This is a genomic window from Bradyrhizobium sp. HKCCYLRH3073 (genome assembly GCF_051167995.1).
Classification (GTDB): domain Bacteria; phylum Pseudomonadota; class Alphaproteobacteria; order Rhizobiales; family Xanthobacteraceae; genus Bradyrhizobium.
This window is the reverse complement of record NZ_JBNPUD010000003.1, coordinates 518,372-543,765: the sequence shown is the minus strand read 5'-3', so window position 1 is coordinate 543,765 and position 25,394 is coordinate 518,372. Positions and strand designations below refer to the sequence as shown.

Below are 25,394 nucleotides of genomic sequence, written 5' to 3'. Positions count from 1 at the left end.
GTGACGAGCAGTCGCGATGAGCGTCTCCGAACCCTTCATCCGCCGTCCTATCGCGACCTCGCTGCTCGGCGTCGCGCTGCTCATCGGCGGCCTGCTCGGCTATCTCGCGCTGCCGGTCTCGGCGCTGCCGCAGGTCGACTTCCCGACCGTCCAGGTGACGACGCAACTGCCGGGCGCCAGCCCCGATGTGATCGCCTCGCTGATCACGGCGCCGCTGGAGCGCCAGCTTGGGCAGATCCCGTCGCTCTCGGCGATGAACTCGACGAGCTCGTTCGGCGTCAGCCAGATATCGCTGCAGTTCGATCTCGGACGCGACATCGATGGCGCCACGCAGGACGTCCAGGCGGCAATCAATGCCGCCGCCGGCGTCTTGCCGAAGTCGCTGCCCTATCCGCCGACCTACGCCAAGGTCAATCCGGCCGACGCACCGGTCATGACGCTCGCGCTGACCTCGGACACGATCTCCCTGCGCGCGATGAGCGACATGGCGGACACGATCATGGCCCAGCGGCTGAGCCAGGTCTCGGGCGTCGGCCGTGTCTCGGTGCTCGGCGGACTCAAGCCCGCGGTGCGCGTGCAGGCCGACCTGGCGCGGCTCGCCGCCTATGGCATCTCGATGGAGGACCTGCGCGCCGCCATCGCAGGCGCCAACGTCTCCGGTCCCAAGGGATCGCTCGACGGGGCGCAGCAGGCCTATCTGATCACGGCCAACGACCAGATCGCGGCCGCCGACGCCTATAAGCCGATCATCATTGCCTACCGCAACGGCTCGCCGGTCACGATCGGCGATGTCGCGACGATTATCGATGGTTTGGAGAACGATCGGACCGGCGGCTGGTACCAGGGTGTCCCTGCGGTCATCCTCGACATCCAGCGCCAGCCGGGTGCCAACGTCATCGAGGTCGTCAAGCAGATCCGTGCCGAGATCCCGAAGCTGCAGCGCACGCTTCCCGCCGGCGTGAAGCTCGCCATCGTCAGCGATCGCACCGTGACCATCCGCGCCTCGGTGCACGACGTGCAGTTCACGCTGGTGCTCAGCGTGGTGCTGGTGACGCTGGTCGTGCTGCTGTTTCTGCGCTCGCTGCGGGCCACGATCATAGCCGGCGTCGCGCTGCCGCTGTCGCTGATCACGAGCTTCGGCGTGATGTACTTTGCCGGCTTCAGTCTCGACAATCTCTCGCTGATGGCACTCACCATCGGCACCGGCTTCGTCGTCGATGACGCCATCGTGATGATCGAGAACATCGTGCGCCACATGGAGAATGGCGAGAGCGCGATGAATGCTTCGTTGCGCGGTGCGCGCGAGATCGGCTTCACAGTGATCTCGCTGACCGTGTCGCTGATCGCGGTGTTCATTCCGCTGCTGTTCATGTCGGGGCTTGTCGGCCGCATGTTCCGCGAGTTCGCTTTGACCTTGACGATCGCAGTGGTGACGTCGGCGGTGGTCTCGCTGACCTTGACGCCGATGATGTGCTCGCGGCTGTTGAAGCATGCCAGCGAGGAATGGGTGCTGCCGGGACTGAACGCCATTAGCCGCTTCATCGACCGCACGGTGGCGGTCTATCACCGCAGCCTGCTCTGGGTGCTCGACCGCCAGACCGAGACGCTCGTCGTGACCTTCGCGACCTTGGCGGCGACCTTGGCGCTCTACGTCGTCGCGCCCAAGGGCTTCCTGCCGCTGCAGGATACCGGCTCGATCACGGCGGTGACCGAAGCCGGCCCTGACGTGTCGTTCGCCGAAATGAAGAAGCGCCAGGCGGATGTCGCCGCCGCGATCCGGGCCGATCCCGACGTCGTCGGCGTCGTCTCGGTGATCGGCGCCGGATCGGTCAACCCGACCACCAATGTCGGCCGTCTCGTCATGACCTTGAAGCCGCTCGGCGACCGGCAGGATGGCGTCGCCGAGGTGATCGACCGGCTGAAGCAGAAGACCTCGGGCGTTCCCGGCATGACCGTGTACTTCCAGCCGGTCCAGGACGTGCAGATCTCGACCCAGGCGAGCCGTTCGCAGTACCAATACACGCTGACCGGTGCCGATGCCGCCGAGGTATCGAAATGGGCGAGGCAGCTTGTCGGAGAAATGCGTCGCGACCCTCTGTTCCGCGACGTCTCCTCCGAAGCCCAGGAGGGCGGCCTGCGCGCGGAGCTGACCATCGACCGCCAGCGCGCCGGCCAGCTCGGCGTCAGCCTGCAGGGCGTCACCGACACGCTCAATGACGCCTTTGCGCAGCGGCAGATCTCGACGATCTATGGCCAGGCCAACCAGTACCGCGTCGTGCTGGAGGCGCTGCCGATGTATCAGCGCGATCCCTCGATCCTGTCGAAGCTCTATCTGCCTGGCGCCGGCGGCCAAGTGCCGCTCTCGGCGGTGGCAAGCCTGAAGCGCACCACCGCGCCGCTGGCGATCTCGCACCAGGCGCAGTTTCCGGCGGTGTCGCTGAGCTTCAATCTCGCGCCCGGCATGGCCCTGAGCGAGGCGGTCGACGCGCTCCATGCGACCGAGAACCGCATCGGCATGCCCGGCAGCATCATCGGCGTGTACTCGGGTGATGCCGCCGAATTCGCCAAGTCGCTGGCCGGCCAGCCGTGGCTGCTGCTGGCGGCCGTGGTCACGATCTACATCGTGCTCGGCGTGCTCTATGAGAGCTACATCCATCCGATCACGATCCTGTCGACCTTGCCGTCGGCGGGCGTCGGCGCCATCCTGGCCCTGATGCTGTTCGGCCAGGATCTCTCGGTCATCGGCTTGATCGGCATCATCCTCCTGATGGGCATCGTCAAGAAGAACGCGATCATGATGATCGACTTCGCGCTCGAGGCGGAGCGTCACGAGAACCGCACGCCTTACGACGCCATCGTGCAGGCGTGTCTCCTGCGCTTCCGCCCGATCATGATGACGACCCTGGCCGCGCTGTTCGGTGCGCTGCCGCTGGCGATCGAGAGCGGCACCGGCTCGGAGCTGCGCTTTCCGCTCGGCATCTCCATCATCGGCGGCCTGCTGCTCAGCCAATTGCTGACCCTGTACACGACGCCGGTCATCTATCTCGCGCTCGACCGCATCAATCGTCGCTTCGAGCGCGCGTTGCCGCCGGCGCCGAACCTGCCGTCGCCGCCGCTCGCAGGTGCGACCGAAGGCGTCCAGTGATGGCCTCGATCTCCGAGCCGTTCATTCGCCGGCCGGTCGGCACCACGCTGCTCTCGATCGGCCTGTTCCTGGTCGGGATCGTCGCCTACATCTTCCTTCCGGTCGCGCCGGTGCCGAACGTCGATTTCCCGGCGATCTTCGTCAGCGCGTCGCGCCCCGGCGCGGACCCCTCCGTCATGGCGGGGACGGTCGCGGCGCCGCTGGAGCGGCGGCTCGGCGAGATCGCGGGCGTCAACCAGATCACCTCGACGAGTTCGCTCGGCACCACCAACATCCAGATCCAATTCTCGATCGGCCGCGACATCGACAAGGCCGCGCGCGACGTGCAGGCGGCCATCAATGCCTCGCTGTCGGACCTTCCGAGCGACCTTCCGGCGCTGCCGCGGTTCCGCAAGGCGAACACGGCCGCGGCTCCCGTATTCGTTCTGGCGCTGACCTCGAAGACGATGACGACGAGCGCGATGTATGACGTCGCCGACACCGTGCTCGCGCAGCGGCTGTTCCAGGTACCCGGCGTCGGTAACGTGACGGTCAGCGGCGCCGATCAACCCGCCGTGCGCATCGCGCTCAATCCGGTCTCGCTCGCCAATGCCGGCATCTCGACCGACGATGTCCGGACGGCGATCATCAATGCCAATCCGATCGGGCCTGTCGGCATCTTCGAGGGCGGCCGCCAGAGCGAGACCATCGCCATCAACCGGCAGATGCGCAGCGCGGCCGAATTCCGCGACATCCTGATCAAGAGCAGCAATGGCAGCTTCGTACGGCTGTCGGATGTCGCCGACGTTGAGGATTCCGTGCGCAACGTGCGTTCGATCGCCTGGTTCAACAAGCAGCCGGCGGTGCTGATCCAGATCGCCAAGCAGGGCGATGCCAACGTGATCGAGACGGTCGACCGGGTGAAGGCGCTGATCCCGGAGCTCAAGCAATGGCTGCCGGCGGGGATCGAGATCGCCACGCTGGTCGACCGCACCGGGACCATTCGCGCCTCGGTCGATGACATGCAGTGGACCTTGCTCGCGACCGCCGTGCTGGTGATGATCGTCGTGTTCCTGTTCCTTCGCCGTCTGGTGCCGACGGTCGCGGCCGGCGTCTCGGTGCCGCTGGCGCTTGCCGGTACCTGCGCGGCGATGTGGCTCGCAGGCTTCTCGATCGACAATCTGTCACTGATGGCGCTCGCGATCTCCGTCGGCTTCGTCGTCGACGACGCCATCGTCATGATCGAGAACATGTACCGCAATCTCGAGCATGGCCTGTCGCCGATGCGCGCCGCGCTCGATGGCGCCCGCCAGATCGGCTTTACCGTGTTGTCGATCAGCCTTTCTCTGATTGCAGCCTTCGTGCCCTTGATCTTTATGGACGGCGTCGTCGGCCGTCTCCTGCGTGAGTTCTCGCTGACGCTGACCTTCGCGATCGTCGTGTCGACATTGGTGTCGCTGACGGTGACGCCGATGATCTGCGCGCATTACATCAAGGAGACGCTGTCCGATCGTGCCACCTGGTTCGACCGTATCGTCGAAGGCGCGCTGTCCGGCATGGTCCGCTTCTATGCCTGGACGCTGCGCGGCGTGCTGGTTTATCCGTTTCTCACCCTGATCGTGTTCTTCGCCACCATCGCGCTCACGGTGACGCTCTACATCAAGGTGCCCAAGGGCTATTTCCCGACCGACGATTCCGGCTTCGTCATCGGTGCGACGCGCGCCTCGGCCGACATTTCGTTCCAGTCCATGCTGGGCCTGCAGCAGCGGCTTGCCGACATCGTGATGGCCGATCCCGCCGTGGCCGGCATCGGCTCGACGGTCGGGGGTGGCGGCGGGCCGGGCGGCGCGACGTCCAACCGCGGCACCATGTTCATCAACCTCAAGCCCCCGGCGGAGCGCGAGGGCGTCTCGACTGAGCTCGTGATCAACCGCCTCAGGCGGAGCCTCGAGATGGTCCCCGGCATTCGGCTCTTCATGTTCGCCGCGCAGGACGTTCGCACCGGCGGCCGCCAGAGCGATTCCGACTACCAGTACACGTTGAGCAGTCCCGATCTCGACCTTCTGCAGAAATGGGCGCCGATTGTCGCCAAGCGCCTGGAGTCGGTCGACGGCATCACCGACATTTCAAGCGACCGCGATCCCGGTGGCCTGCAGCTTGCGCTGCGGATCGACCGACAAACGGCGGCGAGCCTCGGCGTCCGCGTCCAGGATATCGACAACGCGCTCAACAACGCCTTCGCGCAACGCCAGATCTCGATCGTCTACAGCCAGCGCAACCAATACATGGTCGTGCTGGAGATCGACCCGAAGTTCCAGACCGATCCCTCCAATCTCGACCGCATCTATGTGGCCGGGGCAGGGGACGCGCAGGTGCCGTTGTCGGCGCTGGTCAAGGCCGAGCGCGGCCTGTCACCGCTGGCGGTGTATCATTCACAATCGTTCCCTTCGACCACCGTCTCGTTCAACCTGCTGCCGGACGTGCCCTTGCAGACCGCGACCGCCAACATCCAGCGCGCCGTCGACGAGCTGCACATGCCGGAGGGCATCCGCGGCAGCTTCGACGGCAATGCCGGGGACTTCAACAAGAGCAGCGGCCGCCAGCCGCTCTTGATCCTGTTCGCACTGGCCGCGATGTATATCGTGCTCGGCGTGCTCTATGAGAGCCTGGCGCACCCGCTGACGATCATTTCGACGCTGCCGTCGGCCGGGCTCGGCGCGCTGCTCGCCTTGCAGGTCACCAACACGCCGCTGACGGTGATCGCCTTCGTCGGCATCATCCTGCTGATCGGCATCGTCAAGAAGAACGGCATCATGCTGGTCGATTTCGCGCTCGAAGCCGAGCGGCAGCGCGGCATGTCATCGGCCGATGCGATCTTCGAGGCCTGCCGGGTGCGGTTCCGCCCGATCCTGATGACGACCCTCGCCGCGCTGTTCGCCGGCCTGCCGCTGGTGATCGCGACCGGTCCCGGCACCGAGCTGCGCCGCCCGCTCGGCATCACCATCATCGGCGGGCTGCTGGTGTCGCAGATCCTTACCCTCTACACCACGCCGGTGATCTATCTGCTGATCGACCGGCTGCGCCGCCGCTCGGCGCCGGAGCCGCTCGCAGCTCCTGCCGAATGAGCCGTTGTGGCGCTGTCCGCGGGCGCGTATAGGCGCGGCATGCCAGAGACACATAACCATCCTCAGCTTGCCACCGAGGCGCCGCCCGACTGCCCGCGCTGCCAGAAGCCGCTGCCGCTGTGCATCTGCGACAGCGTCACGCCGCTGGAAAGCCGGCTGGGGCTCCTGATCCTGCAGCACCCGCAGGAGCAGGACCGCGCGCTCGGCACCGCGCGGCTCGCCGCCCAGCATTTCAAGAACGCGGTGGTCAAGGTCGGGCTGTCCTGGCCGAGCCTCGCCAGGGCGCTGGGACGGCCGGTTGCCGATCCCGCGCGCTGGGCCATTCTCTATCTCGGCTCGGCCAAGGCGGCCGAGCTCGATCCTGAGACCGAGGTGGTCGCGCTGACCCGCAAGGGCGAGGTGGCCGACAACCAGCGCGCCATCCTCAAGTCGATCGAGGGCGTGATCCTGCTCGACGGCACCTGGAGCCAAGCCAAGGCGCTGTGGTGGCGCAATCCGTGGATGCTGAAGTGCCAGCGCGTGATCCTCGGGCCGCGGCAGCCGTCGCGCTACGGCCGGCTGCGCCGCGAGCCGCGCCGCGACGGGCTGTCGACCATCGAGGCGGCGGGGATGCTGATGGCCGCGCTGGAACGCCGGCCGGAGATCGCCACGACCCTCGACGCCAGCTTCGAGCGCATGCTGGCGCGGTATCGGGAGGTGGAAAAAGAGCAACCGGAGCTCACGCCCCGCCCAAAGGCCCGCAAGCCGGATTGGCGCGGCCGTAAACGCCGGGTTTAGGAACCGGGGGTACGCTTCTTGCATTGCAGCATGGAACGAGGATCAGAGCCATGCAGGAAGCAGAAAAATCCAATGTGGTGCAGTTCAGGGATTACGCGCCGCGGCTGGCCGGCAGGTCCGGCTCGGATCGGGGCGGCGTCTCGACCGGTGAACGAGGGGCAATTCTGACCTGGCCGCGCGCGCAGGTCAGCTATCCCGGCGGCATCGACGATCTGCCCATCTAGCGCCGGCCGCGGCCAATGGGTGGTCCAACCCGCTTGATCTTGATTGAGTGGAGGCCACGACCAGAATTGAACTGGTGTAAACGGTTTTGCAGACCGCTGCGTAACCACTCCGCCACGTGGCCCCTGTGGGCGGAGCAATATAGGCAATCGGTCGCTTAGGCAACCACTCTCGTCGCGAAGCCGACTCCATCGATCCGGGCCCTCAGCCAGCCGGACGTTCGATCCGCCGAGCCGCGTTTCGAACTGGTCGGCATCGGGCTCGGCAGCGCGTAGGGGTGTTGTCGCGCCGTTCTCATCCCGACCCTGGTCCACATCTCGCGTGGTCGAAAATTCCAGACGGAGCAGGCGATGCGGCGGCTGCCGATCACCAGCAGCTTTCGCCGAACTGTTGCATCGGCAATGACGCGCAGCAGCGACGATAATTGAAAACATCGCGGCGAAATCGCGCAACGCGCCTTGATTTCGTCAGGTTGTGTTGTTCTAATTGTTCTATGTCAGGGTGCGCTGCGGGACACCGGACTTTAGAGCAGCATTCCCACGACTCAAGCACACAACTTCACACGCAAAGATCTGTCATGGATGATCACCCGACACGCCGCTCGGTGGTTTTCGGCACGCTTGCCGCATGCGCAACAGTCGCCAGCGCAGCGGCCGACGACGATGATCCTCGCAAGGAGAAGCGGCCGCAGAAAGGCGACCTGATCGTGTTCTCGGAAGGGGAGCGCGAAGGGCAGACGATCACGCCTGACGACTTGAAGCTCGGCGAGCCACCGGTTCACGCGTGGCCGAAGGATCCAGCGAATGCGATCGTGCGTGACGGATCGCGATTGAACGAGGTGGTGCTCGTCAGGCTCGATCCAAACGAACTCGACGACGACACGCGTCAGCGCGCGGCCGAAGGCATCGTGGCCTACTCGGCCATCTGCTCGCATGCGGGATGCCCGGTCACGGCCTGGATCAAGGCGACCGAGGGCAACGACGATGTCTTCAAATGCATGTGCCACAATTCCGAGTACGACCCGAGGCGCGGGGCGCAGGTCGTGTTCGGCCCCGCGCCGCGGCGGCTTGCCGCGCTTCCCCTCGCGATCAAGGACGGCACGCTCCTGATCGCCGGGCCCTTCATTGGGAAGGTAGGTGGCCAACAGGGCTGATGAGATCCCATGTCCCTATCGGAACTCGCATCGTCTCGACACCCGTCACGACAACAAGTGAATCGAAAAACGAAGCAGGGGAGGTTTGTCCATGTCCATCACGTCCACCGCGATCAAGCAATGGCTGCTATCGAGCACCGTGGCGTTCACCTGTCTCGCCGCACCGGCAGCCGTGGCCGGCCCGATCGACAACTATAGTCCCGTTACGCCCGCGCGGCTCGAAAATCCCGAACCGGGCAACTGGATACTCTACCGCCGGACCTATGATGGCCAGGGGTATAGTCCGCTCGACCAGATCAACACCGCGAACGTCAAGGACATGGTGCCGGTCTGGACCTTTGCCACCGGCGTGGTCGAGGGGCACGAGGCGCCGCCGCTGGTCAACAACGGCGTCATGTTCATCACGACGCCGATGGGGCAGGTCATCGCGCTGAATGCCAAGACCGGCGATCAGTACTGGCGCTACAAGCGCGAGCTCCCCGAGGATCTGTTCCAGCTGCATCCGACCAATCGTGGCGTCGGCCTCTGGCAGGACAAGCTCTACCTCGCCACGACGGACGATCATCTTGTCGCGCTCGACGCCAAGACCGGCAAGGTGCTGTGGGACAAGAAGGTCCAGGACTACAGGAAGGGACAATATCTCACGCTGATGCCGCTGATCGTCGACGGCAAGGTGATGGTCGGCGGCTCCGGCGGCGAGTTCGGCGTCCGCGGCTACGTTGCCGCTTATGACGCCGAGGACGGCAAGGAGCTTTGGCGCACCTTCACGATCCCGGCCGAAGGCGAGCCCGGGCATGACACCTGGAGCGGCGACGACTGGAAGAACGGCGGCGGCTCGGCCTGGATGACCGGCACCTACGACAAGGACACCAAGACGGTGTATTGGGGCGTCGGCAACGCCGCGCCCTGGCCAGGGGGCCTGCACCCCGGCGACAATCTCTACACCAGCTCGGTGATCGCGCTGGATCCTGCGACCGGAAAGATCAAGACGCATTTCCAGTATCATCAGAACGACTCGTGGGACTGGGACGAGGTCGATGCGCCGATGCTAGTCGACCTGCAGCGCGACGGCCGCAGCTTCAAGAGCCTGATCCATCCCGGACGCGACGCCATCTTCTGGGTGCTCGAGCGCACGCCGGAGCGCATCAACTACGTCAATGGCTGGAACTTCGTCCACACCGATGTCTGGAAGGGCATCGAGCCCGAGACGGGACGGCCGATCGTTGATCCCGCGCACAAGCCCACGCTCGGCAAGCGTGTCGACTTCTGTCCCTCGTTGTGGGGCGGCAAGGACTGGCCGTCCGCGGCCTACAGCCAGAAGACGCGCTTCGTCTACGTGCCGGCGAACGAGAATTTCTGCGGCGGCTTCACCGGGGAAAAGCTGCCGCTCGTTCCCGGCCAGCTCTGGCTCGGCACCAAGGCCGAGGACATCGGGCTCACGGTGCGGCCCGGTGCCGACCATTTCGGGGAGCTGCAGGCCTGGGATCCCGCGACAGGCAAGAAGGTGTGGTCGCACAATTTCCCGAAATCCCAGCTGTTCGGGTCGGTGACCGCGACGGCGGGCGATCTCGTTCTGGTCGGCGGCACCAACGACCGGATGTTCCGGGCGTTCCATGCCAAGACCGGCGAGCTGCTGTGGGAGCAGAAGACGAACTCGGGGATCATGGGCATGCCCGTCGCCTATGAGGTCGATGGCACGCAGTACATCGCCGTGCAGTCCGGCTGGGGCGTCGATGCGCAACGCATCCAGGATGCGCTCTCGAAAGGCAACATCGGTCTGGAGGACAACGTCCCGCAAGGCGGCGTCGTCTGGGTGTTCGCAGTCAAGAAGTAGCGCCGGCGATCTGAGGGGCGGCGGCCTCCGCCGTCGCCATCTCAGAAAATGAAGACCGCAGCAGTGTTCCGGCAAAGACGTGCCGATCCACTGGCTTGCATGACGACAGAAGATCGCGCGTCAACAGGCCGCGAACCAGCCGTCCGGAAACGGGATCAGCGGCCAGGCGCCCTGGTTGTCGTTGGCTGCCGCGGGGAAATGCAGAATCGCGAACAAACGGGCCATGGAATCGGTCTCGGTCTCGGGCGCAATAGCGGTTCTCACAACATCCATCAACAACTCGTATTCGGCTTCGCTCATCTCGCCCTCGCACAAACTGCGAGCCACGATGGCAAAATTCCACTTTGTTCAAATTGAGCGGATCGCTCAAATTCTAACGATCGGGCACGAAGGACCTAATTGGTTACCGGTGCCCTTCGTTCCAAAAGATACCGCGGTCCGCGCCGTTCCAGTGTGAACGGGCTCACATCCCAAGGCTTCTCGTCGTCCGTCGACCCGTCTGCCCGCGCGGCAGGTGATACCGTGCAGCGATCACGAGTCCGCCCGTAGCCGACCGTGAGCAAGAGATCCAGAACGTCTGCCGCGCGTCGCAGGCTGCCTTGCCGGCAAAGGCCAGAGAGGCGACCCGCTCCAAACGCCCGGCTCGACGCAAGCAGCAGAATCGCTGGCAGTCAGACCGCCACGGCGAGAAGCTCGGTGTCCTGCGCCAGAATGTCACGCATCAGCTGCGACAGGTCTTTCGGCTTGAACGGCTTCGCCAAACGATGAAGGCCGACCACTTTGGGCGAGGGGGAGAGCAAGTCAGGCGCCCCCTGTCCTGACTCGAGCACCATGCCCGACATCATCACGATCGGCATCGTGGGCCGGGCCGCGCGCGCAGCCCGGATGACGTCGTTGCCGTCCATGTCGGCCAGGTTGAGATCGATCAGGGCCGCAGCGAAATCGTCGCGGGACACGGCATCCATGGCCAGCCGACCGTCGGTGACGGCCGTGACCGCGTAGCCCTCGCGAACCAGAAGATGCTGGATGACACAGCAAACGCCGACTTCGTCATCAACGACCAGGATGTTCATCATGAGCCCTTCCTGACAGACGTGGATGAGGAGCCACGCGCCGCGCCTCGGTCAGAAGTCGTTGCCGCACCTCGATCGCACGATCGACCGCTTCGAGCAGATCGAGGATGTCGAACGGCTTCTGCAACGCTGCCGTTGCTCCGAGCTTGATTGCCATTCCGAGGAAGTCTGGAGCTCCCAGTTTCTTATCGGTGAACGCGTAGCCGGAGATTGCGATGAACGGGACCGTGGGATCGAGCTTGATGAGCTCGCGAATGGTTGCGATGCCGTCCATGCCCGGCATGAACATGTCGATCACGACGGCATCGAAGGACACGCTGCCGATCAATCGAATGCCGGTCGGACCATCCGGCGCGAGAAACACGCAGAACCGCTTCTTCTTCAATAATGTTTCCAGCGCAGCGCGCGTGGCACAATCATCGTCAATAATGAGGACAGTAGGCATGGGCCACCTCAGTATCAGCGGGACTGAAGGACTCTCACGCTACAAGGACAATAGGCTGAGGCTCAAAAATGGCAAAGTAGTTAACACTGAATTAGTTGCTGCGATTCTGCAACCAGGAGTTTTACGGAACTTCCCTGTCCGGACCGCAGGCAGATCTTCTGTTGTGCATCATGCGATGAAGATGGAACTATGATGTCCGGGTCGATGGCTCCGGCTGTTTGACGAATCTCAATCCGGCTTGAGCAAGGCGACGATGACCAGCCCGACTGCGATCAGCGCCGCGCAGCAAAGCCGTTGCGGCGTTGCACGCTCTTTCAGGAACAGCACGCCGATCAGCGTCGCAAACAGGACGCTGCATTCGCGAAACGCGACCACATTGGCGATCGGATTGCGGCTCAAGGCCCAAAGGAATACCACGAATGACGTCAGCCCCAGGGTGCCTGCGATCAGCACCGGAGTGCGGGCGTCTCGGATCTCCAACACCAGCGCAGGTCCTCGCAACATCATTGCGACGAGAAAGAACACGACACTGTCGAGCACGATCATCCAGACCGTGAACGAAGCCCAGCCTTCGGTCTGCCGAGTGCCTGCCGCATCGACGACCGAATAGCCGGCGACCAGTGCGGCGGCGCAGACCGCAGCCCAGAACGCGCGGCGGTCGATCGGACCGTGGATGCGGTCGCGCGCCAGGCCGGTGATTCCGAGGACGATGACGGCAATTCCGATCAACTGCCCGCTCCGTGGCAGTTGCTGCAGACCCAGCGAGGCAAATAGCGTTGCGAACAGCGGAACGGTGCCACGCGCGATCGGGTAGGTACGTCCAAGCTCGGCTGAACGGTAGGCCATTGCGAGGCTCGCCTTGTAGCCCGCGTGCAAGACCAGCGAGGCCACGATGAGCGGCCAGGTCGAGAGCGCCGGAACGGGAACGAGAAACATGAAGGGCAGGATCAGGGCGCTGCTCACCAGACCCATGCCAGCCAGAAGGGAGAGGCTGCTGCCGGTCTTGACGATGGCATGCCAGCTCGCATGAAGCAGACCGGCCATCAGCATGAGAATTGCGGCGACAGGATCCAAGGACTCGAGTCCGGTTCAGCTCTCGGGCCGCCAGCTCGCGGCAGCGAAGTAGGGGACCGGGTCGTGCTGGAGCGCCTGACGCGAGATGATCCGGCTCGATGGCGACACCGGGAGCTGGTCCCATTCCCCACGATCGACGAATCGGAGGCTCGCGATCTCCTCGCCGTCAGGCGCAAGCGCGCCGCCTTCGATGACGGCTTCGAAGGCGATGACCGTATAGTAGGTCAGATCACCGTTGGGATAGCGGATGAGGAACTCCGGGCCGCCGAACACCCCGAGCAGACGTTTCGGGCGGACCACGAGGCCGGTCTCCTCAAAGCATTCGCGGGTGGCGGCGTCGGCCGGATGCTCATTCGGATCGATGGCGCCGCCGGGCAACGTCCAGAGGCCCGTCTCCGCGTCGCGCCCGAGCAGAATGCGGCCCTGGTCGTCGAACACGGAGATGGAAACCGCCGTGGTCGCCAACAGATCATGGCCGATCTTGCTGCGGACGGCTCTCAGATGATCGGAAATCGGCATCGCTGGTCGTCACTGCAGAAGGAGTGCCCCCGCTTGCCCGACGCCCCATGCGCGGTCAAGGGAAGACAGTGAAGATCGGCGAACGTTCGCCGCCAATCGGCGGATGTCCCGCGTCACAAGAAAGAAGGATTGGGAGGATAAAGAACCATTCGGCATGGCCAGAATGGCTCCCCGGGCTGGATTCGAACCAGCGACCATTCGATTAACAGTCGAATGCTCTACCGCTGAGCTACCGAGGAACAGGCGAAGCAATGTTCGCGAATGCGGCTGCGTATAACAAAGCCGTTTCGCCTTGCATAGAACGAAATCGCATCTTTGCGACGATTGCGGGCTCAGGAATAAAATACCGAAATTTCATATGGTTAGATTGACTTTGAACGCTTGCTGGGCAGCGGCCGCCCACAGTTCGATGACAGGAAATTCACTTGGAGGGGAGCAAACCGGCCCCGATAGTTTGCTGGAACCGGCCAGTCCCCCGCGGTCATGGAGTGTCGTAGATGCCAAACACCGTCATCCCATTCGCTGAAGAAGTCTCCGCGCCCTCGTTGATTCCCGACCAGGTCGAGCGTCTCAGCGACGACGAATGTCTCACGCGGTTGGCCGACATGATGACGCGCGGTGATTCTGAACATATTGACGAGATCGTGCAGTTGCTCGGGCGACTGGCCGTGGTGATCGAGTAGCCGGCGGTCGGCGTCCTCACAGGCGGTGTCCCAGCGGCTCCGTTGAAACCCGCATGTTGCCTTTTCGAGGTCCTTGTACCAAAAGATTGCGCAGATCGTCCGCGGTCCATCCGCTTTGCTTGCAGGTCTGCTCATGTCTTCATTCGCGACGGCGCGCCAGAAAATGGTCGATGGTCAGGTCCGGACCAACGACGTCACCGATCACCGCGTGCTGGATGCGTTGTTGACCGTGCCGCGGGAAGCCTACGTTCCCACAGATCGGCAGGCGCTGGCCTATCTCGACCTGGATCTCGACGTCTCCGAATCCGCTTCGACCAAGCGGTATCTGATCAAACCGATGCTGACGGGAAAACTGCTGCAGGCTGCCGAGATCAAGCCGACCGACAGCGTGCTGGTGGTCGGATGTGCGACGGGCTATCTCGCTGCGTTGGCCGCCCGGCTTGCGGGCAGCGTGACGGCGACCGAGGTCGATTCGGCGGTCGAAGGTCGCGCCAAGCATCTGCTTGCCGCCGTCGATGGCTGCCCGGTTACGATTCGAGTCGCGCCGGCTGCGGAGGGTGATCCGGCGGACGGCCGCTTCGACGTGATTCTCCTCAATGGAGCGACCGAGGTCGCTGTTGACGGTCTTTGCCGTCAATTGAAAGAGGGCGGCCGCCTGGTCGGCGTCTTCGCCACCTCGCGACCCGCCCGCGCCATGATCTGTACGCGATCGCATGGTGATATCGGCAGCAGGGTTCTGTTCGATGCCGCGGCGCCGGTCATTTCCGGCCTCGAACGGGTCCCCGAGTTCGTTTTTTAAGTCGTCAGACGAAGTTCTTGGCGACCCCTCTGAACTGCCGGCATCCCGTCGCGCAGTACGGCTTGGTGCGTTGTCTTCGCGGCTGCGGGCGGGCAAAATTCTGTTTTAAATCAGAAGTGTGGCCTGGATGCTGCACGTTGACAGTTTTCGATACGGGTTCCAGGCTTGGGTGGTTCCGTTGCGCTTGCATGGGGAATAAGGTGCGAGGTGCGCGGGAGTCTCTTCAACAGGTTACGGCCCGGCTCTGGCGTTCGAGCCGGTAACAAATGAATGGAACAGGGATGTTTGGGGTGAAGCTCGTCACCGCAGCGGCGGCTGTGGTCCTCGTGATGGCTTGTGCAGGCCCGACGCCTGCGCTGGCCGACACGATCGAGGCTGCGCTGGTGCGCGCCTATCAGAACAACCCGCAACTGAACGCGTCGCGGGCCCAGGCTCGTGCGGTCGACGAAGGCGTTCCGCAGGCACTCTCGGGGTATCGGCCGAAGGTCAATCTGACTGCGACGGCGGGCATTCAGTATACGGATTTGCAAGCGGCACCCGCGACGCCGGCCGCGCACGGCGTGCAAAGGCCGCGAAGCGTCAGCCTGACGGTCAACCAGAATCTCTACAACGGTCAGCAGACGGCAAACGGCGTGCGCAAGGCCGAGGCGAACGTCTCGGCGCAACGCGAGGCTCTCCGCATTCTCGAGCAGCAGGTGCTGCTAGCCGCGGCCACGATCTATATGGACTATCTGCGCGATGCGGCGATCGTCGAGGTCCAGCGCAGCAACACGCGAGTGCTGGAGCAGACGCTCAAGCAGACTCGGGATCGGTTCAACGTCGGCGAGGTCACCCGCACCGACGTCGCGCAATCCGAGGCTCAGCTCGCCGCCGGCCGCACGCAGCAGCTCACAGCAGAGGCCCAGCTGACGGCGACCCGCTCGAACTTCCGCCGAATCATCGGCAACGATCCCCAGAATCTGGCGCCGGGCTCTCCTGTTGATCGTTACTTGCCGCCGAGCCTCCAGCAGTCGGTCGAAACGGCCCTGACGGAAAACCCGAGCGTGACCGCGGCGATGTACGGCATCGACGTCCAGTATCTTGACACGAAGATCAAGGAAGGTGCGCTGCTGCCGTCCGTAAACGTCCAGGCTCAGGCTCAGCAGGGCTATGAGTCGAGCCTGCAATCCTATCGTGGGTTCAGCGCGTCGGCTGTCGCCTCGCTGAACGTTCCGATCTACAACGGAGGGGCGGAATATTCGCTGATCCGGCAGTCCAAGGAGTCGCTGGCACAGCAGCGTCTGGTCCTGGAGCAGACGCGTGATCAGGCTCGCTCCGACGTGGTATCTGCCTGGGGCAAGCTGCTCGCGGGCAAGGCTCAGGTGCAGTCGGCGCAGGCCCAGGTGGCGGCCTCCGAGATCGCCTTGAACGGCGTGCGCGAGGAAGCCAAGGCGGGCCAGCGGACCACGCTGGATGTCCTCAACGCTCAGCAGGCGCTGGTCAATGCGCGGAACTCGCTGGTGAACGCACAGCACGATCGTGTGGTCGCATCCTACTCGGTACTTCAGACCGTCGGGCGGCTGTCGCCGCAGGTGCTGAACCTGCCGACGACCACCTACGATCCCAGCGTTCACTACCAGCAGGTCCGGGATAACTGGGCGGGTGTACGGACGCCGGATGGTCGTTAGTATATTCTTAATATCGACCCTGATCCCTCGGTCCTTGGCCGGGGGATTTTTTTGTGGCACATGCTGTGGTTGTGACGAATGGGCGACGCTTGACAGGCGACCTCCGTGCTCCACCGGGTTCGCGGCCGGCGTTGCTTGCATTCATTTGTTGCCATGACATAGCCTCAAAATGGCCGCCGAACGATTCGGACTGCGTCGGAAGTTCTTCCAAGAATAGTCTCCGACATGGGCAGTATCGTTCTGTTGTTTTGCATCGATCAGGCCTTGTCCGGAGACAAGTTGGCATGTCCGTTGAGAAGTCCAAGCCTCTTGGATCCGGCGCCCGGGACTTTTGCGCCGCGCCGATACGTAGGGCGGCGTTGCTGATTTGGAGTCGGAAATGACGCAGCCTGCGAAGGTCCAAGAACCCTCCATGGAGGAGATTCTGGCGTCGATCCGGCGTATCATTGCCGACGACGAGGGCAAGCCGCCGGCGGCGGACAAGGCTGCCGCGCCGGAGCCGGTGAAGGCCGAGAAGCCGGCGGCCCCGGCCGCGAAGCCGGTGATGAACGACATCCCGCCTTCGAAGATCGCTGCTGCGGCCCCCGCCAAGCCCGCGCCACCACCACCTGCGCCGCCGCCCGCGGCGGCTGCGGCGCCCAACAGTCAGGATGACATTGACGCATTGCTGGCGGGTTTGGATGAAACGACTCCGGCGGCAGAGGTCCGGCCGGCCGAACCCGAGCCGGATCCAGAACCTGAAGTACTTGAGTTGACGGACGACATGGCAGTGGCCCCACCGACTCCCGCTCCAGCGCCAGCCCCCGCCGCGGCATCCTTCCGAAAGGTGGATCCGCAGAACGATATCGAGTTCATCGAGTCCGGGCGGCTCAACCAGAAGGCCGCGAGCTTCGAGTCGTCTTTCGAGCAGGCCACGCCGAAACAGCCGATCCTGGCGCCGTCCACGGTCAACGCCGTCGAATCGGCATTCAATGCGCTGGCCAACACCGTGCTGAGCAACAACGCCCGGACGCTTGAGGACCTCGTCAAGGAGATGCTGCGTCCGATGCTGAAATCGTGGTTGGATGACAATCTTCCGGCCCTGGTGGAGCGCATCGTCAAGGCCGAGATCGAGCGCGTCTCGCGCGGCCGCTGACGCCGAGAGGGGGCACGAACTCGCGTTCCGTTCTGGAGCGAGCCGCGGCGGGCGGTAGGCCCTTTCCGTCAATGTTCGCCGCTGCTGTTGACTTGGCGCGCCGCGGCGGCTTTCTAGCCCTGTCAAGCTGATCCCTGCCGGACGGATCGAGAGGGCTCCTCCGGGAGCACGGTCCGCGGTCGGACATCAGTCCGAAAACAGCCCAAGCACCAACAGCTTGCGTGAGCTTTTTCAGGTCATGTCACAAAAGGCCCGGACGAGTTCCGCGACATCCCGAATTGGACAGCCGGCCCCACGCCGCTGGAAATGCCATGATCGATAAGAATTATCAGCCCACCGATCTCGAAGGTCGCATGTCCCTGGTCTGGGAGGATGCCCGGGCGTTCTCCGCCGGTCGCCCCGATCGCCGCGATGCCGATCCTTTCACCATCGTGATCCCGCCGCCGAACGTGACCGGATCGCTGCACATGGGGCACGCGCTCAACAACACGCTTCAGGACATCCTGTGCCGGTTCGAGCGCATGCGCGGCCGCGACGTGCTGTGGCAGCCCGGCACCGACCATGCCGGCATCGCCACGCAGATGGTGGTCGAGCGCCAACTGATGGAGCGCCAGCAGCCCGGTCGCCGCGAGATGGGCCGCGAGAAGTTCCTCGCGCGCGTCTGGCAGTGGAAGGACGAGAGCGGCGGCACCATCATCAACCAGTTGAAGCGTCTCGGCGCCTCCTGCGACTGGGGCCGCGAGCGCTTCACGATGGACGAGGGCCTGTCCAAGGCCGTCGTCAAGGTGTTCGTCGAGCTGCATCGCGCCGGCCTGATCTACAAGGACAAGCGGCTGGTCAACTGGGACCCGAAGCTGCTGACGGCGATCTCGGACCTCGAGGTCCAGCAGATCGAGGTCAAGGGCAACCTCTGGTACCTGCGCTATCCGATCGAAGGCAAGACGTTCAGCCCCGAGGATCCCACGAGTTTCATCGTCGTCGCGACCACGCGTCCCGAAACCATGCTCGGCGACAGCGCAGTCGCCGTGCATCCGGATGACGAGCGCTACCAGCATCTCGTCGGCAAGCGCGTGATCCTGCCGCTGGTCGGGCGCGAGATCCCGATCGTCGCCGACACTTACTCGGATCCGGAGAAGGGCACCGGCGCGGTCAAGATCACGCCGGCGCACGACTTCAACGATTTCGAGGTCGGCCGCCGCCACGGCCTGCCGCAGATCAGCATTCTTGATCGCGAAGGCTGCATTGCGCTGGTCGACAACGAGGACTATCTGCGCGGCCTTCCCGAGGGCTCCGAGGAGTTTGCCAGGGAGTTCCACGGCATCGAGCGTTTTGCTGCGCGCAAGAAGATCCTGGAGCGGCTGGAATCCTTCGGCTTCCTCGAGCGGGTCGAGCCGAACACGCACATGGTGCCGCATGGCGACCGCTCCGGCGTCGTGATCGAGCCCTATCTGACCGATCAGTGGTATGTCGACGCCAAGACCCTGGCGCAGCCGGCGATCGCGGCGGTCAGGTCGGGCGCGACGACGTTCGTGCCGCGCAACTGGGAGAAGACCTATTTCGACTGGATGGAGAACATCCAGCCCTGGTGCATCTCGCGCCAGTTGTGGTGGGGCCATCAGATTCCCGCCTGGTACGGCCCTGACGGCAAGGTCTTCGTCGCCGAAACCGAGGAGGAGGCCGTCGGCCACGCCATCGGCTACTACGTCGAGCAGGAGGTCATCACGGCGGAGCAGGGGCGCGAGATGGCGCTCGACCGCAACAAGCGCGAAGGCTTCATCACGCGTGACGAGGACGTGCTCGACACCTGGTTCTCCTCGGCGCTGTGGCCGTTCTCCACGCTCGGCTGGCCCGACGATACACCGGAGGTGAAGCGCTACTACCCGACCAACGTGCTGGTCACCGGCTTCGACATCATCTTCTTCTGGGTCGCCCGCATGATGATGATGGGCATCCACTTCATGAAGGAGGTGCCGTTCTCGACCGTCTACATCCATGCGCTCGTCCGCGACGAGAAGGGCGCCAAGATGTCGAAGTCGAAGGGCAACGTCATCGATCCCCTCGCGCTGATCGACGAGCACGGCGCCGACGCGCTGCGCTTCACCCTGGCGGCGATGGCAGCCCAAGGCCGCGACATCAAGCTGTCGACCCAGCGCGTCGACGGCTACCGCAAGTTCGCCAACAAGCTTTGGAACGCCAGCCGCTTCGCCGAGATGAACGGCTGCACGGTGCCCGAGGGCTTCGACCCGGGCTCCGCGAAGGAGACCCTGAACCGCTGGATCGCGCATGAGGCGGCCGCGGCGACGCGCGAGGTCACCGAGGCGCTCGAGGCCTATCGCTTCAACGACGCGGCCAACGCGATCTACCGTTTCGTCTGGGACGTCTATTGCGACTGGTATGTCGAGCTCTCCAAGCCGACCCTGCTCGGCGAGGACGGGCCCGCCAAGGCCGAGACCCGCGCGATGGTGGCCTGGGCGCGCGACGAGATCCTCAAGCTCCTGCATCCCTTCATGCCCTTCATCACCGAGGCGCTGTGGGAGTCCACCGCCAAGCGCGACAGTCTGCTGACCCTGTCACCCTGGCCGCACCGCACCGACAGGCCGACGGTGGCCGAGATCGCCGCGCTGTCCGCGGCCAGCTTCGGCGATCCCCTGGTGCCGCCGCTGCTGGTCTCGTTCGACGCCGCCAGCTTCAAGGACGAGGCGGCCGAGGCCGAGATCGGCTGGGTGGTCGATCTCGTTACCGCGATCCGCTCGGTCCGCGCCGAGATGAACATTCCGCCGGCGACTCTGATGCCGCTCGCGCTGGTCGGGGCCTCCGCCGAGACGAGGGAGCGCGCACCGCGCTGGACCGAGGTCATCAAGCGCCTCGCGCGGCTCTCCGACATCAGCTTCGCCGACGCCGCGCCTGACGGCTCCGCCCAGCTCGTCGTGCGCGGCGAGGTCGCCGCGCTTCCGCTCAAGGGCGTGGTCGATCTCGCCGCCGAGCGCACCCGCCTGGGCAAGGAGATCGCCAAGGCCGAGGCCGACATCGAGCGCGTCGACAAGAAGCTCGGCAACGAGAAGTTCGTCGCCAACGCACCCGAGGAGCTGGTCGAGGAAGAGAAGGAGAAGCGCGAGGCGGCGCTGGCGCGCAAGGCCAAGTTCCAAGAGGCGCTGTCGCGGCTGCAGGGCGTCTGACACGACGCTCTCTCCTCCGTCATTGCGAGCGAAGCGAAGCAATCCAGAGTCCCAGCGAAGCCCCCTGGATCGCTTCGTCGCTTACGTTCCTCGCGATAACGGCGGAAATGGCTTGCTCAGGAACCGCGAGCCCTTCAGGCCGAAACGCCACGGCAGCTCGACGGCCTTGGTGATGCCGATGCGGATGCCGGTGACGACCTCGACATCGCCTGTCCGCGCGAACAGCTCGATCGGCGGAGCATCGAGCGGCAGCGCGTTATGCGCGATCGTGATGCCCATCGCCTCCGTCAGCTTGCCTGGCCCCGAGCACAGTGCACGGACGTCCTCGAGCCCACGCCGCCGCTGCATCTCCTCCATCCTCATCGTCGGCTCGATCGCCCGGATCAGCACAGCGCTGGCCGAGCCCTCGGCCTCGCAGACGAAGTTCACGCACCAATGAATGCCGTACGAGCGGTAGACATAGGCGAAGCCGGGCGGGCCGAACATCACCTGGTTGCGCGGTGTCGGTCCCCGGAAGGAATGTGCCGCCGGATCGGTGTGGTGATACGCCTCGACCTCGACGATGATCCCGCCGACGCCGTCGACCAGAAACGTCGCCCCGATCAGCTCCGGCGCCACCGCGAGCACCTCGCGGGCGAAGAACGCCCGCGTCAGCCGCTTGGCCGCCGCATTGCGCCGGAGCCGTGAAACTCCGGGGGCTTTTGCCGGTTTTTGCGCCATTCTCGAGGAAATCCGCCGTGGTGAGCGCTGTTCCGCGCTGCCCATATCTGCCATGCCCTGGTATCCTCGGCCAGCCGGTTGCGGTGCGCCGCGGCACGGAATAGCTAGGGCGCAACAGAGGTTTGTGCGAATCCCATGGTCACCATCGTCGACATCAACGCGAACACGCCGCTGCGCCCCCGCCACCCCGAAAAGGCGAACCGGCCGGATTCCATCTCGCCGGCCAAGCCGGCTTGGATCCGGGTCAAGGCGCCGACCACCCGCGGCTATGCCGACACCCGCAACATCGTGCGCGAGAACGGCCTCGTCACCGTATGCGAGGAGGCCGGCTGCCCGAACATCGGCGAGTGCTGGGACAAGAAGCACGCCACCTTCATGATCATGGGCGACACCTGCACGCGGGCCTGCGCCTTCTGCAACGTCAAGACCGGCATGCCCCAGGCGCTCGACGCCGGCGAGCCAGAGCACGTCGCGGAGGCGACCTTCAAGCTCGGCCTGACCCATGTCGTGGTCACCTCGGTCGATCGCGACGATCTCGCCGACGGCGGCGCCGCCCATATCGCCGCGACCATCCGCGCCATCCGCGCGAAATGCCTGACCACCACGATCGAGGTGCTCACCCCCGACTTCCTGCGCAAAGAGGGAGCGCTGGAGCAGGTCGTCGCGGCCAAGCCCGACGTCTTCAACCACAATCTCGAGACCGTGCCGTCGCGCTACCTCTCGGTCCGCCCCGGCGCGCGCTACTTCCACTCGATCCGGCTGCTGCAGCGGGTCAAGGAGATCGATCCCACCATCTTCACCAAGTCCGGCATCATGGTCGGCCTCGGCGAGGAGCGCCACGAGGTGCTGCAGGTGATGGACGACCTGCGTTCGGCCGAGGTCGATTTCCTCACCATCGGCCAGTATCTGCAGCCGACCAGGAAGCATCACGCCGTGATGCGCTTCGTCACGCCGGAGGAATTCTCCGGCTATGAGACCGTCGCCTACACCAAGGGCTTCCTGATGGTGTCGGCGAGCCCGCTCACGCGCTCCTCGCACCATGCCGGCGAGGATTTCGCCAGACTGAAGGCCGCGCGCGACGCGCTCGCGCGCTGATCGAGACCAGATGCCGAGATTTTCCAACAAGCGCCGCGTCGCGCACACGGCCGACCAGATGTTCGACCTCGTCGCCGATGTCGAGCGCTATCCGGAGTTCGTGCCGCTGTGCGAGAAGCTGGTGGTGCGCCAGCGCAATCCGAAGCCTGACGGCACCGAGGTCGTCGTCGCCGACATGACGGTCTCGTTCAAGCTGGTCAAGGAGACCTTCACCAGCCGCGTCACGCTCGACCGCGCCGGGCGCAAGATCCTGGTCGAATATGTGAGCGGACCGTTCTCAAGCCTGGAGAACCGCTGGAGCTTCGAGTCACGCGAGCAGGGCGCCTGCGAGGTGACGTTCTTCATCGCCTACGAGTTCAAGAGCCGCATGCTGGCGATGCTGATGGGCTCGATGTTCGACACGATCTTCGCGCGCATGTCGGCGGCGTTCGAGAAGCGCGCCGACGCGATCTACGGCCGCAAGCCCGCGGTGTCGTCGACGTAGCGCTTTTTTGATCACGCCAATGATCAACCACTGACGGCGCTCCACTCTCCGCTGTCGTCCCCGCGAACGCGGGGACCCATAGCCACAGAGGGCCGTGTGGCCGCACGCGCGCCACTCCGATCTCGTTTCACCACATCTGCTGCGGGGTATGGGTCCCGGGTCGGCGCCTCCACGGCGCTCCGCGCCGCTCCGGCTTGCCCGGGACGACAGCGGAGGGCGCGGTTGGCCGCGTGCCTCTCACCGCAGAGACGGCAGCGTGCAAGTTCCTTCCTATCCACGTCTTCAAACAGCTGCTCCGCGACATGGTCGCGGAGCCGTCCTGATCGCCGGCGTCAACTGCTGCGATCGAACCTACGCCGCCTGCACGGCGGTCAAAAAGTCCTTCACCTTGCCGCGCAGCTCGTCGGCATGCTTGGCGAGCTGGCCGGCTGCACCCAGCATCTGCCGCGCGGCGCCGCCGGCCGATTCCACCGTCTGGCTGACGGAGCCGATGTTGGTGGCGACCTCGCGGGTGCCGCTGGCGGCCTGGCTGACCGAGCGGGCGATCTCCTGCGTCGCATGGCCCTGCTGGTCGACCGCGGTCGCGATCGTCTTGGCGATCTCGCTGATCTGGCCGATGGTGCCGCCGATGCCCTGGATCGCCGCGACCGTATCGCTGGTGGCGCGCTGCATCGCGCTGATGTGGGCGCTGATCTCGTCGGTCGCTTTCGCGGTCTGGCTCGACAGGCTCTTCACCTCCGAGGCGACCACGGCAAAGCCGCGGCCGGCATCGCCGGCGCGGGCGGCCTCGATGGTCGCGTTCAGCGCCAGCAGGTTGGTCTGGCTCGCGATCGCGTTGATCATGTCGGTGACGGCGCCGATCTTGGCCGCAGCGTCCGCCAGGCTGTTGACGAGGTCGTTGGTGCGCGAGGACGCCTCGACGGCCTCGGCGGCGATGGTGGAGGAGGTTGCGACCTGGCGGTTGATCTCGCTGACCGAGGTCGAAAGCTCCTCGGTCGCGCCAGCCACCGACTGCACGTTGGAGGAGGCGGAGTTGGACGCCGATGCCACCAGCGCCACGCGTTGCGCGGCCTGATCCGCGGTCGTGGTCAGCGAGGCCGCCGTGGTCTCGACCTCGCGCGAGGCGCCGGAGATCGCATTGGCGATGGCGCCGACCGAGGTCTCGAAATCCTTGGCGATCCGGTCGAGCGCGCGCTTCTTCTCCTCGCGCGCGGCAATGAGGTCGGAGAGATCGCGGCGGAAGCTGATGACATAGGTCTGGCCCTCGACCTGGGTCGGCACCAGCGTGATCTGCACCAGCGCCGGGCTGCCGTCGGCGCGCTTGGTGGTCCACTCGAACGTCGCGTGGCCCTCGCGCCTGGCCTTGGCATCCATCTCCTTCACGACATCGGCGGAACGCTTGCCGCTGGGCTGGAACTCCGGCGCCATGGTCGCCGGCGAACGCGACAGCAGGTCCTGCTTGCTGCGGAAGCCGCCGAAGCGGACCGCGGTCTCGTTGCAGGCGATGATCTTGCCGTCGGACATCACCAGGATGGCGTCGCGATGGCGTTCGAACAGCTCCGTCATCAGGAGGTTATGCGTGCGATCAGCCGACTTGCCGGAGAAGAAAGCCATGGGGTCCCGAATCCACTGTCAGAGAAGAATGCGCGAGACGTAGCAGGACAAAATTAACCAAAACCTTTAGGCCGTGGCGGCGCGTGCGATAATCGTCGGCGATCCGGATGATGGGGACGGCATCGAGCGGACAGGCAGCCGCATCCTCCGCGGCGCGATCGCGCCCGGGCTGTGCCTGTCGATGGACCCTCTGAAATCACGAGGGCGCAGGGAATGCCGGGAGCTCGCCGCCCCCATGGCCCGCCTGCGGAAAAAAATGCAGGCGGCAGGTACCACAGGTGCAGCCGAGACATCCCGGCATTCCCCGCGCGACGGTCTTCACGCTTATACGCAGTCTCCCCGGGGACCGGCTGTCTTGCCCCCGTGACCGGCGGGTCATCATCACCACCGGCGTGACACCAGCTTCGGGGTGTCAGGACGCTGCGACTTCACGTCCGCCCACTGCCGTTCGTCCGCACGTCCAAAGACGCGCTGCGGCAATCAGCGGCCATCGCCTCCCCACCTCGCGTGTCGTGACGATCGCGATACGCCCCTCGTGTCGAGGCGGGATGAGCGGAGGGAAACACGGATTCCGGAAAAGCGAAAGAAGATTATTTTCACGGTGAGGACTGGACAGTGAGTCGGACATTGAAAGCACTCGGGAAATTCGTCGCGTGGCGCACGGGGTGGAATGCG

At 64.8% G+C, this 25,394-nt stretch carries 20 protein-coding genes and 2 tRNA genes; 13 read left to right on the top strand and 9 right to left on the bottom strand.

Annotation, left to right across the window (positions count from 1 at the left end; all coding sequences use genetic code 11):
* Positions 1-16 precede the first annotated feature (16 nt).
* From ACQR1X_RS10185 to ACQR1X_RS10170, 4 genes are read left to right on the top strand one after another with little or no spacing between them, the layout of a single operon-like run.
* Positions 17-3,145 (top strand): efflux RND transporter permease subunit, encoded by a 3,129-nt coding sequence (locus ACQR1X_RS10185; RefSeq protein ID WP_434898754.1) that lies wholly within the window; start codon positions 17-19, stop codon positions 3,143-3,145.
* Positions 3,145-6,249 carry an efflux RND transporter permease subunit gene (locus ACQR1X_RS10180; RefSeq protein ID WP_434898753.1) on the top strand — a complete coding sequence of 1,035 codons (3,105 nt, stop codon included), beginning with the start codon at positions 3,145-3,147 and terminating at the stop codon, positions 6,247-6,249. Before ACQR1X_RS10185 ends, ACQR1X_RS10180 begins: the two co-directional genes overlap by 1 nt.
* Positions 6,250-6,288: 39 nt before the next feature.
* Positions 6,289-7,026, top strand: coding sequence for a tRNA-uridine aminocarboxypropyltransferase (locus tag ACQR1X_RS10175; RefSeq protein ID WP_434898752.1), 738 nt, complete (start codon positions 6,289-6,291; stop codon positions 7,024-7,026).
* Positions 7,027-7,076: 50 nt separating this feature from the next.
* Positions 7,077-7,250, top strand: a complete 174-nt coding sequence (locus ACQR1X_RS10170) for a hypothetical protein (RefSeq protein WP_434898751.1) — start codon at positions 7,077-7,079, stop codon at positions 7,248-7,250.
* A 48-nt stretch (positions 7,251-7,298) separates the two neighbouring features.
* Here the strand turns inward: ACQR1X_RS10170 and ACQR1X_RS10165 are convergent.
* Positions 7,299-7,372 (bottom strand) — tRNA-Cys (locus ACQR1X_RS10165).
* A 453-nt stretch (positions 7,373-7,825) separates the two neighbouring features.
* On the opposite strand from ACQR1X_RS10165, the gene ACQR1X_RS10160 reads away from it, so the two are divergent.
* Both ACQR1X_RS10160 and ACQR1X_RS10155 read left to right on the top strand, forming a co-directional pair.
* Positions 7,826-8,401 (top strand): ubiquinol-cytochrome c reductase iron-sulfur subunit, encoded by a 576-nt coding sequence (locus ACQR1X_RS10160; RefSeq protein ID WP_316178685.1) that lies wholly within the window; start codon positions 7,826-7,828, stop codon positions 8,399-8,401.
* A gap of 91 nt (positions 8,402-8,492) precedes the next feature.
* Positions 8,493-10,235: a methanol/ethanol family PQQ-dependent dehydrogenase gene (locus tag ACQR1X_RS10155; RefSeq protein WP_434898750.1), complete on the top strand. Its 1,743-nt coding sequence runs from the start codon at positions 8,493-8,495 to the stop codon at positions 10,233-10,235.
* Between the two features lie 120 nt (positions 10,236-10,355).
* Here the strand turns inward: ACQR1X_RS10155 and ACQR1X_RS10150 are convergent, their stop codons facing one another.
* From ACQR1X_RS10150 to ACQR1X_RS10125, 6 genes are all read right to left on the bottom strand, one after another.
* The gene (locus ACQR1X_RS10150) at positions 10,356-10,535 is read right to left on the bottom strand and encodes a hypothetical protein (RefSeq protein WP_316178689.1); all 180 of its coding nucleotides are present in this window, start codon (positions 10,533-10,535) and stop codon (positions 10,356-10,358) included.
* Positions 10,536-10,906: 371 nt separating this feature from the next.
* Complete coding sequence (locus tag ACQR1X_RS10145; protein WP_315799926.1) at positions 10,907-11,311, bottom strand: response regulator; 405 nt, start codon at positions 11,309-11,311, stop codon at positions 10,907-10,909.
* Complete coding sequence (locus ACQR1X_RS10140) at positions 11,289-11,753, bottom strand: response regulator (protein ID WP_315799927.1); 465 nt, start codon at positions 11,751-11,753, stop codon at positions 11,289-11,291. Before ACQR1X_RS10140 ends, ACQR1X_RS10145 begins: the two co-directional genes overlap by 23 nt.
* Positions 11,754-11,981: 228 nt before the next feature.
* Entirely contained in the window at positions 11,982-12,827 is an 846-nt protein-coding gene (locus ACQR1X_RS10135; protein WP_434839881.1) for an EamA family transporter, read from the bottom strand.
* A gap of 15 nt (positions 12,828-12,842) precedes the next feature.
* A complete protein-coding gene (locus ACQR1X_RS10130) occupies positions 12,843-13,346 on the bottom strand; it encodes an NUDIX domain-containing protein (protein WP_315799929.1) in 504 nt (167 codons plus the stop codon).
* Between the two features lie 164 nt (positions 13,347-13,510).
* Positions 13,511-13,585: transfer RNA gene (locus tag ACQR1X_RS10125), tRNA-Asn, on the bottom strand.
* Positions 13,586-13,843: 258 nt separating this feature from the next.
* Between ACQR1X_RS10125 and ACQR1X_RS10120 the strand changes: the two genes are divergently transcribed.
* The 5 genes from ACQR1X_RS10120 (at position 13,844) to ACQR1X_RS10100 (ending at position 20,806) form a co-directional block, all read left to right on the top strand.
* Positions 13,844-14,029: a hypothetical protein gene (locus ACQR1X_RS10120; protein WP_315799930.1), complete on the top strand. Its 186-nt coding sequence runs from the start codon at positions 13,844-13,846 to the stop codon at positions 14,027-14,029.
* Between the two features lie 133 nt (positions 14,030-14,162).
* On the top strand, positions 14,163-14,828 hold the full coding sequence (locus tag ACQR1X_RS10115) for a protein-L-isoaspartate O-methyltransferase family protein (RefSeq protein WP_434898749.1): 666 nt from the start codon (positions 14,163-14,165) through the stop codon (positions 14,826-14,828).
* A 281-nt stretch (positions 14,829-15,109) separates the two neighbouring features.
* Positions 15,110-16,495, top strand: a complete 1,386-nt coding sequence (locus ACQR1X_RS10110; protein WP_316236457.1) for a TolC family outer membrane protein — start codon at positions 15,110-15,112, stop codon at positions 16,493-16,495.
* 379 nt (positions 16,496-16,874) lie between these two features.
* A complete protein-coding gene (locus ACQR1X_RS10105; RefSeq protein WP_315799933.1) occupies positions 16,875-17,630 on the top strand; it encodes a PopZ family protein in 756 nt (251 codons plus the stop codon).
* Between the two features lie 311 nt (positions 17,631-17,941).
* Positions 17,942-20,806, top strand: a complete 2,865-nt coding sequence (locus tag ACQR1X_RS10100) for a valine--tRNA ligase (RefSeq protein ID WP_434898748.1) — start codon at positions 17,942-17,944, stop codon at positions 20,804-20,806.
* A gap of 81 nt (positions 20,807-20,887) precedes the next feature.
* On the opposite strand, the gene ACQR1X_RS10095 is transcribed toward ACQR1X_RS10100, so the two are convergent.
* Positions 20,888-21,526, bottom strand: a complete 639-nt coding sequence (locus ACQR1X_RS10095; protein ID WP_434898747.1) for a DNA-3-methyladenine glycosylase — start codon at positions 21,524-21,526, stop codon at positions 20,888-20,890.
* A 135-nt stretch (positions 21,527-21,661) separates the two neighbouring features.
* On the opposite strand from ACQR1X_RS10095, the gene lipA reads away from it, so the two are divergent.
* Both lipA and ACQR1X_RS10085 read left to right on the top strand, forming a co-directional pair.
* Entirely contained in the window at positions 21,662-22,621 is a 960-nt protein-coding gene (gene lipA / locus ACQR1X_RS10090) for a lipoyl synthase (RefSeq protein ID WP_434898746.1), read from the top strand.
* 10 nt (positions 22,622-22,631) lie between these two features.
* Positions 22,632-23,105 carry a type II toxin-antitoxin system RatA family toxin gene (locus ACQR1X_RS10085; protein ID WP_316236459.1) on the top strand — a complete coding sequence of 158 codons (474 nt, stop codon included), beginning with the start codon at positions 22,632-22,634 and terminating at the stop codon, positions 23,103-23,105.
* Between the two features lie 351 nt (positions 23,106-23,456).
* Here the strand turns inward: ACQR1X_RS10085 and ACQR1X_RS10080 are convergent, their stop codons facing one another.
* A complete protein-coding gene (locus ACQR1X_RS10080) occupies positions 23,457-24,719 on the bottom strand; it encodes a methyl-accepting chemotaxis protein (protein WP_315799938.1) in 1,263 nt (420 codons plus the stop codon).
* Between the last annotated feature and the right edge of the window lie 675 nt (positions 24,720-25,394).